Below are 15,770 nucleotides of genomic sequence, written 5' to 3'. Positions count from 1 at the left end.
GAAAAACAGCATGCTTAGTGACACCATTGCTGCCGTATCGACGGCATTAGGCGAGGGAGGAATTGCTATTATTCGGGTAAGTGGCCCACAGGCTATTTCCCAAGTGGCACCATTATTTCGTAGCCGAGTTCCATTAACTGAAGCGGAATCGCATACCGTTCATTACGGACATATCGTCAGTCCTGATAACGGAGAGAAGATGGAAGAAGTGTTGGTAACCGTTATGAAAGAACCACGTTCTTTTACGACAGAGGATGTAGTAGAGATCAGTGCTCATGGCGGTGTAATTTCTGTAAGAAGAGTGATGGATTTACTTCTGCAGCAGGAGATAAGGTTAGCCGAGCCGGGGGAGTTCACCAAGCGTGCTTTCTTGGGCGGACGTATCGATTTATCGCAGGCTGAGGCTGTTATTGATTTGATTCGCTCTAAGTCTGACCGGGCTTTTTCTGTAGCTTTAAAACAGGTTAGCGGATCCTTATCGGATCGAATTCATGCTTTACGCCATACACTTATTGAGATGCTGGCTCATATTGAAGTGAATATAGATTATCCAGAACATGATGTTGAATCCATGACAGCTGAATTTATTAAAGATAAAAGCAGTGAGGTTATGGAGGGAATAACAAAGCTGCTTAAGACATCTAATGAAGGAAAAATACTTCGTGAAGGGATTACGACAGCTATTGTCGGACGTCCGAACGTTGGTAAATCATCATTGCTAAACGCATTAGCGCGTGATAACAAAGCGATTGTAACAGATATTCCAGGAACAACACGTGATGTAATAGAAGAATTTATAACGATAAATAATATACCGCTTAAGCTGCTCGATACAGCGGGAATTCGTGAAACGATGGATGTTGTTGAGAAAATTGGGGTGGAGCGCTCCAAAGCGGCAGTTAGTGACGCCGACCTGATTCTACTTGTGCTGAATGCTAATGAAGAGCTGCATGAGGATGAATTGGCATTGATGGAACAAATCCACGGTAGACAGTGCCTAGTAATCATGAATAAAATGGACTTACCGCCCAAACTGGATAAGGATAAGTTGCTCTCATTTTTTGAAGAGTCTAACATTGTACCGATGTCCGTTCTGGAAGAGGAAGGTCTAGACAAACTTGAAGATGCCATTTCGACACTCTTTTTTGGTGGAAAGCTGGAATCGGGTGACTTGACATATGTGAGTAATGTGAGACATATAGCCCTGCTCAAAAAAGCCTATAAATCACTTCAAGACGCATACGATGCTGCAGAACAGTATATACCGATTGATATGATTCAAATCGATGTACGGCTCGCATGGGAACAGCTTGGGGAAATAATTGGCGATACTGCAGCTGACTCTTTGTTAGACCAAATATTCTCACAATTTTGTTTAGGAAAATAAGATTCACGATTTAATATAATTTCAAGGGGGAAACAGGACATGAGTTATGATGGAGGCAACTATGACGTTATCGTCATTGGCGCTGGTCATGCTGGCTGTGAAGCAGCACTGGCTGCAGCCCGGATGGGTTGCAGTACGTTAATGATCACAATTAACCTGGATATGGTTGCATTCATGCCCTGCAATCCGTCCATAGGCGGACCTGCCAAAGGACATGTAGTGCGTGAAATTGATGCGCTTGGCGGAGAAATGGGCCGCAATATAGATAAGACATTCATTCAACTGCGTATGCTGAATACAGGTAAAGGACCAGCAGTACATGCTTTACGTGCACAAGCTGATAAATTCCTTTATCAACATACAATGAAGGAAACTATGGAGAAAACGCCTAATTTGACACTTCGTCAAGGGATGGTTGAGCGTTTAATCGTTGAGGATGGACGTTGTGTAGGTGTAGTTACGAAGACTGGCACTGAGTACCATAGTAAGACTGTTATCCTGACAACAGGTACTTACCTGCGTGGTAAAGTGATTATGGGTGAGCTAACATATGAAAGTGGACCTAACAATCAACAGCCATCTGTGAAGCTTTCTGAGAACTTGCGGGAGCTTGGGTTTGAATTGGTGCGTTTTAAAACAGGTACTCCACCACGTGTACATCGTGATACGATCGATTTCTCTAAGACAGAAATTCAACCAGGGGACGATGAACCGAAATTCTTTTCGTTCGAAACGAAATCATCCGATAACGAACAGCTTCCTTGTTGGTTAACGTATACCTCTGAGGTTACTCATCAGATTATTAATGATAACCTTCATCGTGCGCCGATGTTCACAGGTATTATCGAAGGAACTGGCCCACGTTATTGCCCTTCTATAGAAGATAAGGTCGTAAGATTCAGTGATAAATCTAAGCATCAGATCTTTTTAGAGCCAGAGGGAAAAAATACATCGGAATACTATGTACAAGGTCTGTCCACTAGTCTTCCTGAGGATGTGCAGCTAGCTATCTTACGTTCCATCCCCGGTATGGAAAAGGTAGAGATGATGCGTAACGGCTATGCTATTGAATATGATGCAATGGTTCCTACACAGCTATGGCCATCTCTTGAAACTAAACGTCTTCCAGGTCTGTTCACTGCTGGACAAATCAATGGCACTTCCGGTTATGAGGAAGCAGCAGGCCAAGGGGTTATGGCTGGAATTAATGCAGCACGCAAAGTGCAAGACAAAGAACCCGTAATCCTAGATCGTTCACAGGGATACATTGGTGTACTCATTGATGATCTCGTGACTAAGGGAACGAATGAACCTTACCGTCTGCTTACTTCACGTGCAGAATATCGTTTGTTGCTTCGCCATGACAATGCAGATCTAAGACTTACACCTATCGGTTACGACATTGGTTTGATCACACAGGAACGTTTTGATAACTTCACAGATAAGAAAGAACGGGTGGAGCGTGAAATTGTTCGTCTGCAAGAAACAAAGGTTAAACCTGTTGATGTAAACCAAGTACTAGCGCAATATGAATCGGCACCTATTGTTGATGGCAGTAATTTGCTTGTTCTGATGCGGCGCCCAGAGCTTGTATATAGTTTTGTTGATCAAGTATCACCATCACCAGAGATGCTGGATGCAGAAATGAAGGAGCAAGTAGAAATCCAAATTAAATATGCCGGATATATAGAAAAACAACTTCAACATGTGGAGCGCCTGCAAAAGATGGAGAAGAAAAAAATTCCAGATGACATTAATTATAATGAAATCCATGGATTAGCGATGGAAGCGCGGCAGAAGCTGACTAAGATTCACCCGATCTCTATCGGGCAGGCTTCTCGGATTGCGGGAGTTACACCTGCTGATATTTCCATTCTTCTTGTATATCTTGAGCATTACAACCGGGTAACCGCGGCGAAAGGATAAGCTATGGATAATACGGAAGTTCAATTCACACAACTATTACAGGAACGAGGCATATCCCTTACAGCAGAACAGTTAGCACAATTTGATCTGTATTATAAGGAACTCGTAACCTGGAATGAAAAAATGAATCTCACGGGTATAACTGAGCGAGAGCAGGTATATACGAAGCATTTCTATGATTCTATTTCATTAGCTTTTTTCCTTGATATTAACGAGATCACCAATCTCGCAGATATCGGTTCAGGAGCTGGGTTTCCAGGAATCCCACTTAAAATATGTTTTCCTCATTTGAAGCTAACGATTGTTGATTCGCTCAATAAACGAATTTCATTTCTGCAGCATGTAAGTACGACATTGGGATTAACTGATGTACAATTGATCCATGGGCGGGCAGAGGATGTCGCGCGCAAGTTCACTCATCGTGATGCCTATGATTTGGTTACAGCACGTGCGGTAGCAAGACTGTCTTTATTGAATGAATTTTGTCTTCCCTTCACACGCAAAGATGGGGTGTTCGCTGCAATGAAGGGCAGCGATCCTTCAGAGGAATTAAGCGAAGCTAAGTACAGCTTAAAAGAGCTTCGTGCTGAACTCAGCAAAGTGGAGTCGTTCAGCTTACCAGTGGAGGAGTCGGATCGACATATTGTTATGATCCGGAAGACAGGAGCAACACCAGCTAAATACCCAAGAAAAGCGGGAATTCCTGCCAAAATGCCATTGATAAAATAATGTTTCACGTGAAACATTGCCGATACTCAAAGTTCCTTTAGGAGCATTCTCTTTGAACAAAGGGAATGCTCTTTTTTTATGAAGATGATGATAACAAAAATCGATAAATATCAAATTAGATAAAAATTAGATTTATAAGCTGATTTGGTTGTTGCACCTGTAAAAATGCAGGAAAAATAGGTCTTTACGGAGAATATGATTATGTGGAGAAAAGTGATAGAATAGCATAGTAGACTTTAATTTTGTATATAACTCCTTCTCTGTACTCTTGTTCGAAAGAAGGAGAGATTATGATGCCTGTTCATTACAGGTAATTCCATAATATCAGAATGTTTAGATTGCTGTACGATATGCTTTCCGTGAAGAAAGTCAAGAAGATCGTACTATAACGAAATTAGGTGGTTATGAACGGAATGAAAGAACAATTTACCAAGCTATTTGGGTTTAACGAGCGGAGCAGCGGAGAAGAAATCAAACAAATACCAGTTCATGAGGTCGTTAGCAGTCCTTACCAACCACGGACTATATTCGATGATGACAAAATTGATGAGTTATGTCAGACAATTAAAACTCATGGTGTCATTCAGCCTATTGTTGTACGTATGCGAGATTCCATATATGAGATCATCGCAGGTGAACGGCGCTGGCGGGCAGTTAAAAAGCTTGGTTTAGAGACGATCCCTGCTATTGTCCGTGAGTTCAATGATTCTCAGGCAGCATCTATTGCGCTCATAGAAAATCTACAGCGTGAAGGTTTGACCTCCATAGAAGAAGCTGTCGCTTATCAGAAGTTAATTGATCTTCATCAATTAACACAAGAAAGCTTAGCACAACGCTTAGGCAAGAGTCAGTCGACTATTGCGAATAAGATTCGTTTACTCCACTTACCTGAAGAGGTTAAGACAGCGTTGATGGAACGTCAGATTTCCGAAAGACATGCGCGTTCACTCTTATCACTGGATAGTGTGGAAATGCAATTAAAAGTTTTGGCAGAGATTATTGCAAAAGGATTAAATGTTAAACAGACGGAAGCTCGTATTGCTTTCTATAAACAAGTTTCGCAAACTAAAAAGTCAAAACGGGTCTCCTATACCAAGGATGTTCGTCTAGCTCTTAATACAATTCGTCAATCTATTGATATGGTGTCAGGCTCAGGTATGGAAATCAAAACGTCAGAAAATGACCGTGGTGACCATTACGAGATTGTAATCCAGATCCCCAAAAGATAAATTGTTTCAAAAGCTGAAGGCGGCCTTAAAGTGATTGGCCGCCTTTTGTGTGACTTAAACCAGGATGTATTGCTCAGTCCTGCATTTTAGAGTTTTAGCCTATATAAAGTAACATAGTTTGGCCGTTTGTACTTGCGATCTACGAGAAGATTCTTCCTAACTATTCGAGGTGAAATTAGTGTCCAAGATTATTGCCATAGCAAATCAAAAAGGCGGTGTCGGTAAAACAACATCCTCTGTGAACCTAGGTGCCGGTATGGCTACATTAGGAAAAAGAGTGCTTCTAGTTGATATCGATCCTCAAGGTAACACTACCAGCGGCGTTGGCATCAACAAGGCGGACGTAGCGAATTGTATATATGACATTCTCATTAATGAAGTAAATCCTCTAGAAACGATACTTGAAACTCAAAATGAAGGACTGCACATCATCCCGGCGACCATTCAATTAGCAGGGGCGGAGATCGAATTAGTATCAACGATTTCCAGAGAGTTGAAATTGAAAAAAGCCCTAAATGCGGTTAAAAATAATTATGACTACATCATCATTGATTGTCCTCCATCCCTTGGGATTTTGACCATCAATTCCCTTACAGCTGCTGATTCGGTAATCATTCCGATTCAATGTGAATATTATGCGCTCGAAGGGTTGAGTCAGCTTTTAAACACCGTGCGTCTAGTACAAAAAAATCTTAATCCGCATTTAAAAATAGAGGGAGTACTATTAACCATGTTGGATGCCCGTACGAATCTAGGGATCCAAGTCATCGAAGAGGTTAAAAAGTATTTTCAGGAAAAAGTTTACAGAACTATCATTCCTCGGAATGTCCGCTTAAGTGAGGCACCGTCTCATGGACAATCCATTATTACTTATGATCCTCGCTCAAAGGGAGCAGAAGTGTATTTAGAGTTGGCAAAGGAAGTGATTTCTTATGAGTAAACGTTTAGGAAAAGGTCTGGATGCTCTGATTCCTTCTTTATCTATTAATGAAGATGATAAGGTAGTAGAAATCCCATTAGCCCAATTACGGGCTAACCCTTATCAACCACGCAAGGATTTCAATGAAGAAGCAATCCAGGAATTGGCTGAGTCCATCAGACAACATGGCGTGATTCAACCGATCATTGTACGGAGTGTTTTGAAGGGGTACGAAATCATTGCCGGTGAACGCAGATTCCGGGCATCGCAATATTGTGGTAAACCTACGATTCCAGCAGTCGTAAGAAATCTAAGTGATCAACAGGTCATGGAGATCGCCCTGATTGAGAACTTGCAACGTGAAAATTTAAATGCAATGGAAATCGCAGTTGCTTATCAAGGTTTGATGGATCAATTTTCACTCACACAAGAAGAGCTATCACTTAAAGTTGGAAAGTCCAGATCACACATCGCTAACTTCCTAAGATTGCTTACTTTACCGGAAGAAGTAAAAGAATATGTTTCACGTGGAACAATGTCTATGGGACATGCACGAGCTATTGTTGCCCTGAAAGATCCGGAAGTTATTAAACAATTGGCTGAACAATGCGTGGAACAGCAATGGAGCGTAAGAGAGCTTGAAGAAACAGTGAAAAATCTGGATCGAAAGCCAACGAACGGTACAAAGATTAAAGTTGTTAAACGTGATCCCTATATTGATAATGTAGAGGAAGTATTACGTGAACGGTTTAAAACAACGGTTAAGATAAAACAAGGTAAGGAAAAAGGGAAGATTGAACTGAATTACTACAGTGCGCAGGACTTAGAAAGATTGTTAGAATTATTGGGTAACTAAATGGGTATCTATGCCAAGAACATATCCTGAGCTATCCGTAATCGGATGAGTAGGGGTATGTTTTTTCAAAATATAAGGATGTATAAAGTGCAGCTGAATATTATCCTTATATTTTCTACAGATAAGGTTATTATCAATAAAGGGCGACAACGTTGTTTCTTCTTAATGAAAAAGAGTATGAGACGAGGAGCGGGGTTATGGAAGACTTCGTATATTTGGATCATGCGGCTACGTCCTGGCCTAAACCTCCAGAGGTGGCAGCTGCGATGATGAATGCTTTGCAGTCGGGAGCAAATGCTGGCAGAGGGAATTATTCGCTGGCCATGGGAAGCGGACGGGTGTTGGTGAGAGCCCGGAGTTTGCTGGCGGAGTTGTTTGGGGTTTCTAATGCGCAAGACATAGCGTTTACCCAAAACACTACGATGGCATTAAATATGGCGATTAGAGGTACGCTCAAAGCAGGGGATCATGTAATCTCTACAATGACTGAACACAATTCTGTGCGGAGACCTTTGGAATATTTACGTAAGTCACTAGGGATAAGTGTTGATTATCTGAAGGTGGATCGAGCAGGGCAATTGGATTTGAACGAATTGGACAAGGCGTTTCGACCAAACACTAAAATGGTAATTTGTAATCATAGCTCCAACTTATTAGGTAGTATACTTCCCATTGGTGAAATCGGGGATCTAGCTAAAGCAAAGGGTGCTATATTTCTAGTGGATGCTGCTCAAAGTGCAGGCTCGCTTGATATTGATGTGAAAAAGATGAATATTGACTTATTAGCTTTTCCTGGGCATAAAGGATTGCTTGGACCACAAGGGACTGGTGGGCTCTATATATCACCTGAATTGGATCTCGAGCCCTTAATGCATGGAGGGACAGGCAGTCAATCTGAGAATAGTGAACAACCCTCTGTTCGCCCAGATCGGTATGAAGCGGGAACGCAAAATGCGGTAGGAATTGCTGGTTTACTAGCTGGTGTTCAAAAGGTAAAATCGATAGGGACAAACGTTATCCACGAAAGAGAGTGGAAGCTGACTCAACTGCTGATGGAGGGCTTGTCCCATATTCCAAACATTAAACTGTTAGGGCCCACATTAGGGGCTCCGAGAACTGGAATTGTGTCGTTTGTAGTGGATGGGGAAGAATCGGCGAATATAGCCCACCGTCTAGATCGTGAGTATAAAATAGCCGTCAGAGCGGGTATGCATTGTACCCCACTGGCACATAAGGCTGTTGATACACTAGAAAGTGGTGCTGTTCGGGCGAGTGTAGGCGTAGATACAACAGAGCATAATATAAGCAGAATGCTAGCTGCTATGGATGAGTTATATGGCTGATGCCCGCAGCAGATAAATAAAAAGGATGGTCCATTCATGTCTGAAATGAATCAATTAATTAATGAACAGTTGCAGTGGTTTGTGTTTGGTTTCGTAGTAATTATGCTAGTATTGATAGTGACTGTAATCGCCCAGGGAGCTAAGCTGCGGACTATACGGCGCAAATATGAGGCCATGATGGCAGGAAGCGGTGTGGAGGATCTGGAAGGCCTTCTGGTTGATCTGAAGAACCAAAGCGACATGCTGGAAGAAGAACAACGTGAGCAAAAAGCGTTGATAGAAGCTACCCAAGTCAAAATCCGCGGCATGAAGTCAAATATCGCTCTGAAGCGTTATAATGCCTTCGGTGAACGTGGTAATGATTTGAGCTTCTCGGTGGCTATTCTGGATGACAATAGCAGTGGCATTGTATTAACCAGCCTTCATAATCGTGAGAACTCATATATTTACTCCAAGCCTATGCAAAATGGGGAATCACAATATGCCTTATCGCCTGAAGAAAAAGAAGTTATAACTCTCGCGTTGCAGCAGAAGTAGCATGCAGGTTCCATTGTTTTAGAGCAGAATATAGACTTGTAGCGATAATATCAGATAATCGCATGACTAGACTTAGCCGTGTATTCTGCAATACGAAATACTCCATAAAGCCGCCGACATTAACGATTCCAGTCAAATGGATATCTCCAACCGGCGGCAATTGTTTATTTACGCCAGCCCCTGGTCTGAGGGGACCTTCAACGACTTGGATGCAGCCAACACTAGTAGAGTGACCTAAGCAGGCATCTATTCCGATGACAAACGGGTTATTATATTTTTCATTAATTAGAGACAAAGTCTCTTCAAGATTGACGGCATGAACCGGTTCTTCAAGGGTACCGTATAAATGAAACAATGGACTATGAAAACGGGATAATGCAGTACCAACAAGAGGACCGAGAGAATCTCCGGTGGAGCGATCAGTGCCTACACAGATGACGATAATTTGAGTCTCTGGACGCGTGCGTGAAAAGTGAAAAAGTAGCCGATGAGTAATTGCGGAATAGATATCGGGATCTGTATGTGATATTTTTAAACAGGACGTTTCTTGCGCTGCTGTAGCCTTGGATGAGGAGTTCATACCATCTTCCTTTCTAAGGGTGATTCTATTTGTTGGTATCTAGTATATGGATAGAAGAGGGGTTTTATACTCCAGCAGCAAGAGATAGGACGATAAACCTATGGAGAGGCTTGACGTATATGCAGGATGAGATGTTAATAGCGTTTGACTCCACCCAGCAGGCGCTTCGTGCTGAAATGCTGCTTGAGTATGCTGAAATAGAAATTGATATATTTCCAACTCCGAAGGAGATCACCGCAGGCTGTGCAATTTCAATTCAGTTTTTTCAAAATGCGCTGGAAGAGGTAAAAAGAATTATAGTTGAGCAAGAAATAGAAATACGCGGCATCTACGGAAAACACAACGAGAACTACATACTGATTTAGGGGTAGGGAGGAGTACATGCGATGAATATGTGGATACTGGAGGCTGATACACCCGGTGCGGATACATTAAAAGATGCCATTCGCTTTAAAGATAAGGTGTGGAATTGGTTTACCGATGCTGATATGTGGGCGGATGTATTATTTGCGGGTCTACGGATTCTTGTTATTTTTCTCTTAACCCGGGTTATTATTAAAATTGTTTCTAATATTATTGATCGTTCGCTTGAGCGTAAAACCGGTGGCAGACTTCTGTCCAACACACGAAGGTTTACTACGGTTGGGGAATTGATGAAAAATGTAGTGACAGTTATCTGTAATTTTGTGATGATCATGCTCGTGCTTTCTGAGTTCCACTTCGATTTGGCACCATTGTTGGCTGGAGCGGGTGTGCTTGGTTTAGCAGTGGGTTTTGGGGCACAAAGTTTGGTGAAGGATGTTATTACAGGTTTCTTTATTATTTTAGAGGATCAATTTGCAGTGGGTGATGTAATTCAAACGGGGACCTATAAAGGAACGGTAGAATTAATTGGACTGCGAACAACCAGACTGTTAAGCACAACTGGAGAAGTATTTATTATCCCGAATGGATTAATCACGAACGTGACCAATTATTCTCTCTCGAATGCATTGGCTGTAGTTGATGTTCCTGTAAAAATGGAGCGGAGCTTGGAGGCCACGCTAGGTTTGATTGGAGAAGCGCTAAAAGGAATAGAAGAGCGTAACTCTAATGTTCTTGCTTATCCTAATGTGCTCGGTATACAGTCCATGAGTACTTCGGAATATGTAATTCGCATAGCGGCTAGCTGTTTACCTAATGCAAAAGAGGTTGCGGAGAGACAGATTCAGAATGATATTAAGCAGGCACTAGAGAAACTAAGCAGTCTAGAGCAGGCCCAAGCTGCTCAAGCCGAAGAGGAAGCGCGTTTGAAGGCAGAAGAAGAAGAAGCAAAGGCTGAAATTGAACTGGCAAAAGCAGAAAATGAGCAGGAAGTATCGGATACGCCTGACACTGGATCAAGACGCCAAATCGCAGCTACACAAGAGGGGAAAAAGGGGGAAGGGTAGTGGAACGTAAAGTTTTTCAGCTTGGAGATATTGTACAGATGAAGAAACAGCACCCTTGCGGTTCTAATGAGATGGAGATCATTCGTATGGGGATGGATATCCGCATTAAGTGTACAGGATGTCAGCATAGTGTTCTGATTCCCCGGGCGAAATTCGAGAAGAATATGAAGAAGGTACTGCGTTCAGCAGAGGGAAATACAGACAATAATTAAGCTTGCAAATGGCATGTCTGCATGATACAATTATTTTTGCTGCGGAGAGGTACCCAAGAGGCCCAAGGGGGCTGACTCGAAATCAGTTAGGCGTGTCACAGCGTGCGTGGGTTCGAATCCCACCCTCTCCGCCACTTCAGCATAATATAACATTTTAATGAATCCTTCGTTCCTGTAACGGAGGTTTTTTTGTGTCCACTGAGCTGTTTGCAAAAGATCATAACATGCAAAAAGAAGGGCCCTTTCGGGTCCTTCTTCAAGAGGCAGTACATCAATGATGTTGGAATTTCTCTGTATATAGCGACTAAAGTGATTTAGGCGTTGCTGAGGTTACTGCTTTTTAGACAATAACCCACTACTATTCCCAGCTAACAATAGATGCTGAATCAGATATCCTGTGATTGTGTTCGTCTACGACGGCCAACGGAACCACACCTCTCTTTTGTACTGCCTGAGTATAGTATGTGTAATGTCGTTTTTTTTATACACATTTATTTTTATTTAATGTACACGTGCTTTTTCAACCTTTTTCCACTTCCGATTTTTGTTACTGGTCTCGGGGAAGGTGTCTCCTTTTTCCATTTTAATATGCTGTGGATTCTGAATTTCGGTGTGGAAGCTTCGCGCTTCACCTACCTCTGTATACATGCCTGGATTGGGGGCTTTGTCGCCTTTTTCATATTCTGTCTTTTCGCCCATCATTATCGCTCCTTCCTTAAGTGCAGATGAATTCACTGATTATTGTGCGCAGGTAGGGTTTTTTTCATGTAAAAAGAGGGTGGAGGGTTGTCCGGTATTAATATTGCTTGCACTCTGCTGCTCGTTTTGGTATATTAATCAGGTGCGAGTCTATGTTTGTGCTCGTTCCTTGCTCCTGACGTGATTAGGGGCCTCAGACCATAAGGAGGTGAAAATTATGCGCAAATATGAAGTGATGTACATTATTCGTCCTGACATTGAACAAGAAGCTGTTCAAGCAGCAGTCGATAAATTCCAAGGCATCATCTCCAATGGCGGGGAAATTACAAAGCACGAAGTGCAAGGTAAACGCCGTCTTGCGTATGAGATCAAGAAATTCCGTGATGGCGTTTATGTTTTGGTTAACTTCAATGCAGAACCTGCAGTAGTTACTGAATTAGAACGTCTTATGAAGATTTCTGACGAAGTTATTCGTTATCTCATTACGAACGACGTTGCTTAAGATCTTGACAAGCTTTGTAATGAATCGCTCTAAAGGAGGGGACCAGAATTGTTGAACCGTATCATTTTGATCGGACGGTTGACCCGTGACCCGGAACTTCGTTATACTCCCGCTGGTGTTGCCGTAACTCAATTTACGCTTGCCGTAGATCGTAACTTTACGGGCCAGAACGGTGAACGTGAGGCAGACTTCATCCCGGTTGTTACCTGGAGACAGCTAGCAGAAACCTGTGCCAATTATTTGCGCAAAGGTCGTCTGACAGCAGTGGAAGGACGCATCCAAGTGCGGAACTATGAGAATAACGAAGGTAAACGTGTATACGTAACTGAAGTTATTGCTGATAATGTTCGTTTCCTGGAATCTTCACAAAGCCGTGAAGGTGGAAATACTTCAAGTGGTGCAAGTAGTATGCCTGAAGAGCCAGCATATGGTGGCGGTGGTAACGCTGGACGCGGAAATAACAACAATAATTTCTCGCGTAACAACAATACTCAAGATCCTTTTTCGGGCGATGGTAAACCGATTGATATATCGGATGATGATTTGCCATTTTAATTAGGAAGGACTGAAAAGAATATGGCTTTTAAACCAAGAGAAGGCGCTGACAACGACAAAAGACCAGCACGTCGTGGTGGACGCAACAAGCGTAAAAAAGTTTGCTTTTTCACTGTGAACAAGATTACTCACATTGATTATAAAGATACTGAACTTCTTAAGAAGTTCATCAGCGAACGTGGAAAGATTTTGCCACGTCGTGTAACGGGTACAAGTGCAAAATACCAACGCGCTCTTACCATTGCTGTAAAACGCTCGCGTCAAATCGCGTTGCTTCCTTACACAACGGAATAGGACGTTTTATAGAAGCAGTCGGGAAACCGGCTGCTTTTTTGTTGTGAAAAGCCAGCGTGTGGATTACGTTGACGTTCCATCTGGAATGTGTTAAATTACAGCTATCCTATAACAAAAGGGGAAATATTGATGTTGGTGACCGTTCTTAACTAGCAATTTCATAACACTGGATTAGGAAAGCTTTAGCAGGCTCGTCTTTTGGCGTTTACGTGCTCTATTTGAGTTCGTTTCGCGCAGAGGTCTGTTGTTCCTAACAGTGGATGATTTAGTTAAGAACACACGAAGCGTCATATGGCCTCTTTACGGCTGTTGTTCTCTTTGTAATTAACCGTGCTCTTAGAGCACGGTTTTTTTGTTTTTCGGCCACCCTGGCTTTTATGGGGACCTTAAGACGCCAGAGAACAATAGCTCAAAAAGAAGGGCAAGGACTGCCATAGTGGCATTCTTTGTCCTTTTTGCGTTAGGGAGATTTAGTTCCAAAAAAGTTAGATCAATAAGGAGGATTTGCTGTGAATTTACAAAGTCTAAACACGTTGGAATACGAAATTATTAAAACCGAGCTTAGCCGTCATGCGGTATCTTATGTAGGAAAGAAAACTGTAGAAGAGCTTATGCCTATGACCTATTTACCTTCGATTCAAAGAGCGATGGAGGAAACGTCTGAAGCTAAAGAACTGCTCGAGCGGGGGTCCAGTGTACCGATTCCTTCATTGGAGGGGATTGAGTGGATCATGTCACTAATGGGGACTGGATATTTGTACAGTGAGCAAGACTTCACTGCAGTGGCTACATTTCTAAAGAGCTGTAGTCAATTGCGCAAATATATGGCTTCTAAAGAGCAAAGTGCTCCCCGGATTGCTGCTTATGCTTCCTCGCTGCTGGAATTAAATCATGTGCGGGAAGCAATTGATCGTTGTATCCGCTTTGGGGCGATTGATGATGGAGCTAGTAAGGGGTTAGAGCGGGTTCGTAAACGGATTGGCGTAGCTAAAGAACGTCTTCATAAAAAAATTGACGGGATCATGTCGCGCCATCAATCGATTTTGCAAGAGAATATTTATAGTCAGCGTGGTGGACGTTACGTTATCCCCGTAAAGCGGGAGTATCATAAGCAAATAAAGGGATCGATACTTGATCAATCCACAAGTGGACAGACGGTGTTCATCGAACCAGATGAGATCGCCTCCATGCAGATTGAGCTGGATTTGTTATTAGGAGAAGAGGCGCGTGAAGAAGCTGTGATCCTCAGTATGCTGACCAGCATGGTAGAACAGGAACAAACTGCACTGCGCCTAAATATCGAGGTTACAGGTACCTATGATTTTATTTTTGCCAAAGCAAAATATGCACGAACGCTGGGAGCATCTGAGGTTACTCTAAATGATAGGGGTTTTCTAAGGATGAACGGAGGCAGACATCCCATGCTGCAGGGCATGATTCCAATTAGCCTGGAGATAGGGAAGGGATATAAATCCCTAATCATTACAGGTCCAAATACAGGCGGGAAAACGGTGGTGCTCAAGACCCTCGGGCTGCTGACCCTCATGGCTCAATCCGGGCTGTTGATTCCGGTCGAGAAGGGGAGTGAGTTTACGGTCTTTACGGATGTGATCAGTGTAATCGGAGACGGACAAAGTTTGGCCCAATCACTGAGTACATTTTCGGCACAAATGAAGAGTATTGAGGGAATGCTGAGAGATGCCTCTAAAGGGGTGCTGCTGCTCATTGACGAGCTGGCGGCAGGTACAGACCCTGGTGAAGGAATCGCCCTCTCAATCGCCATTCTGGAAGAGCTGAGCCGTAAAGGGGCCAATATTATCGTCACAACCCATTTTAATGAGCTAAAAGCCTTTGCCGCTGCGACAGCCGGTTTTCAAAATGCACGAATGGAATTCGACAAAGAAACGCTGCAGCCGTTGTATCGTCTGACTATCGGAGAAGCGGGGGAGAGTTACGCTCTGCAAATTGCCAAAAAGCTGGGTATCCAGGATAACGTTATCAAGCGTTCGTGGGAGATCGTTGAGGCGCAGCAGCAAAGGCTGCAGAAAGGTGATGGGTCGGCATGGGCAAGTCTTTTTAGCAAAGAGGGGGAGAAAGGGAAGACTGCACCTGTTATAGAGGATTTTGAAAAAGAAGAAAAGTCTGCGGAATCACTGAGCGATAAGGAGAAGCAGACCCAATATGAAATTGGTGATGCCGTCCTTGTAACTTCACTGGGGCGGATAGGCATTGTTTATGAGAAAAAAGATCACTTAGGAATGGTCGGAGTGATGATCCAGAAGCAAAAAATGCGGATTAATCATAAACGTTTAAAGCCATATCTATCCAAAGATGAGCTATATCCTGAGGAATATGACTTTGATATAATTTTTGAGAGCAAGGATACCCGTAAAAAGCGGAAATTGATGCAGCGTAAGCATGTCGAAGGCCTGAGAATTACGCATAAGGATGAAGAATAATGTAATAAAAGGATCTGCCTATGAGGTAGGTCCCTCTTTTTTTATAAATACTATGAAATATGCGTAAATTCAAGCAGGAGTATAGGCCTAAAGCTTAGAAGTTATTGTAACCA

The 15,770-nt window shown here is 42.7% G+C and carries 17 protein-coding genes and 1 tRNA gene; 16 read left to right on the top strand and 2 right to left on the bottom strand.

The genetic code is table 11. The features are described from left to right. The first annotated feature begins 10 nt into the window (after positions 1–10). The 8 genes from mnmE (at position 11) to MHB56_RS14390 (ending at position 8,926) form a co-directional block, all read left to right on the top strand. Complete coding sequence (mnmE, locus tag MHB56_RS14425; RefSeq protein ID WP_341143700.1) at positions 11–1,387, top strand: tRNA uridine-5-carboxymethylaminomethyl(34) synthesis GTPase MnmE; 1,377 nt, start codon at positions 11–13, stop codon at positions 1,385–1,387. A gap of 39 nt (positions 1,388–1,426) precedes the next feature. Further along, entirely contained in the window at positions 1,427–3,313 is a 1,887-nt protein-coding gene (mnmG, locus tag MHB56_RS14420; protein ID WP_036677754.1) for a tRNA uridine-5-carboxymethylaminomethyl(34) synthesis enzyme MnmG, read from the top strand. 3 nt (positions 3,314–3,316) lie between these two features. After that, complete coding sequence (gene rsmG / locus MHB56_RS14415; protein ID WP_076218353.1) at positions 3,317–4,042, top strand: 16S rRNA (guanine(527)-N(7))-methyltransferase RsmG; 726 nt, start codon at positions 3,317–3,319, stop codon at positions 4,040–4,042. Positions 4,043–4,455: 413 nt separating this feature from the next. Then, entirely contained in the window at positions 4,456–5,271 is an 816-nt protein-coding gene (gene noc, locus MHB56_RS14410) for a nucleoid occlusion protein (RefSeq protein ID WP_036677760.1), read from the top strand. A 178-nt stretch (positions 5,272–5,449) separates the two neighbouring features. Then, positions 5,450–6,211 carry a ParA family protein gene (locus MHB56_RS14405; RefSeq protein WP_036677762.1) on the top strand — a complete coding sequence of 254 codons (762 nt, stop codon included), beginning with the start codon at positions 5,450–5,452 and terminating at the stop codon, positions 6,209–6,211. After that, positions 6,204–7,046: a ParB/RepB/Spo0J family partition protein gene (locus MHB56_RS14400; RefSeq protein WP_036677764.1), complete on the top strand. Its 843-nt coding sequence runs from the start codon at positions 6,204–6,206 to the stop codon at positions 7,044–7,046. The genes MHB56_RS14405 and MHB56_RS14400 overlap by 8 nt, the downstream gene beginning before the upstream one ends. 197 nt (positions 7,047–7,243) lie before the next feature. Continuing rightward, positions 7,244–8,389 carry an aminotransferase class V-fold PLP-dependent enzyme gene (locus MHB56_RS14395; protein ID WP_341143699.1) on the top strand — a complete coding sequence of 382 codons (1,146 nt, stop codon included), beginning with the start codon at positions 7,244–7,246 and terminating at the stop codon, positions 8,387–8,389. 36 nt (positions 8,390–8,425) lie between these two features. Further along, entirely contained in the window at positions 8,426–8,926 is a 501-nt protein-coding gene (locus MHB56_RS14390; protein WP_036677768.1) for a DUF4446 family protein, read from the top strand. Here MHB56_RS14390 and yyaC read toward each other — a convergent pair. Then, the gene (gene yyaC / locus MHB56_RS14385) at positions 8,898–9,506 is read right to left on the bottom strand and encodes a spore protease YyaC (RefSeq protein ID WP_036677770.1); all 609 of its coding nucleotides are present in this window, start codon (positions 9,504–9,506) and stop codon (positions 8,898–8,900) included. The two genes, MHB56_RS14390 and yyaC, sit on opposite strands and share 29 nt — an antisense overlap. A 119-nt stretch (positions 9,507–9,625) precedes the next feature. Here yyaC and MHB56_RS14380 point away from each other — a divergent pair, with 119 nt between their 5' ends. The 4 genes from MHB56_RS14380 to MHB56_RS14365 all read left to right on the top strand — a co-directional run bounded on the left by MHB56_RS14380 (position 9,626) and on the right by MHB56_RS14365 (position 11,282). Continuing rightward, positions 9,626–9,871 (top strand): DUF3343 domain-containing protein, encoded by a 246-nt coding sequence (locus MHB56_RS14380; RefSeq protein WP_076124321.1) that lies wholly within the window; start codon positions 9,626–9,628, stop codon positions 9,869–9,871. 21 nt (positions 9,872–9,892) lie between these two features. Beyond that, positions 9,893–10,936 carry a mechanosensitive ion channel family protein gene (locus tag MHB56_RS14375; protein WP_076181708.1) on the top strand — a complete coding sequence of 348 codons (1,044 nt, stop codon included), beginning with the start codon at positions 9,893–9,895 and terminating at the stop codon, positions 10,934–10,936. Beyond that, complete coding sequence (locus MHB56_RS14370) at positions 10,936–11,148, top strand: DUF951 domain-containing protein (RefSeq protein ID WP_036677772.1); 213 nt, start codon at positions 10,936–10,938, stop codon at positions 11,146–11,148. The genes MHB56_RS14375 and MHB56_RS14370 overlap by 1 nt, the downstream gene beginning before the upstream one ends. Positions 11,149–11,191: 43 nt before the next feature. After that, positions 11,192–11,282: transfer RNA gene (locus MHB56_RS14365), tRNA-Ser, on the top strand. Between the two features lie 367 nt (positions 11,283–11,649). On the opposite strand, the gene MHB56_RS14360 is transcribed toward MHB56_RS14365, so the two are convergent. Beyond that, the gene (locus tag MHB56_RS14360) at positions 11,650–11,847 is read right to left on the bottom strand and encodes a YjzC family protein (protein WP_036677774.1); all 198 of its coding nucleotides are present in this window, start codon (positions 11,845–11,847) and stop codon (positions 11,650–11,652) included. A 217-nt stretch (positions 11,848–12,064) separates the two neighbouring features. Here MHB56_RS14360 and rpsF point away from each other — a divergent pair, with 217 nt between their 5' ends. The 4 genes from rpsF (at position 12,065) to MHB56_RS14340 (ending at position 15,657) form a co-directional block, all read left to right on the top strand. Beyond that, positions 12,065–12,349 carry a 30S ribosomal protein S6 gene (gene rpsF / locus MHB56_RS14355; RefSeq protein ID WP_036677776.1) on the top strand — a complete coding sequence of 95 codons (285 nt, stop codon included), beginning with the start codon at positions 12,065–12,067 and terminating at the stop codon, positions 12,347–12,349. A 48-nt stretch (positions 12,350–12,397) separates the two neighbouring features. Further along, positions 12,398–12,904, top strand: a complete 507-nt coding sequence (gene ssb / locus MHB56_RS14350) for a single-stranded DNA-binding protein (RefSeq protein ID WP_036677780.1) — start codon at positions 12,398–12,400, stop codon at positions 12,902–12,904. Between the two features lie 21 nt (positions 12,905–12,925). Then, positions 12,926–13,198 (top strand): 30S ribosomal protein S18, encoded by a 273-nt coding sequence (gene rpsR, locus MHB56_RS14345; RefSeq protein WP_036651767.1) that lies wholly within the window; start codon positions 12,926–12,928, stop codon positions 13,196–13,198. A 509-nt stretch (positions 13,199–13,707) separates the two neighbouring features. Further along, complete coding sequence (locus MHB56_RS14340) at positions 13,708–15,657, top strand: endonuclease MutS2 (RefSeq protein WP_341143698.1); 1,950 nt, start codon at positions 13,708–13,710, stop codon at positions 15,655–15,657. Positions 15,658–15,770 lie beyond the last annotated feature (113 nt).

The sequence above is a fragment of the Paenibacillus sp. FSL H8-0315 genome (genome assembly GCF_038005365.1).
In the GTDB taxonomy this organism is placed as follows: domain Bacteria; phylum Bacillota; class Bacilli; order Paenibacillales; family Paenibacillaceae; genus Paenibacillus_AQ; species Paenibacillus_AQ odorifer.
Note: the sequence above shows the minus strand (reverse complement) of the source record. Positions and strands in the feature narration are given on the sequence as shown.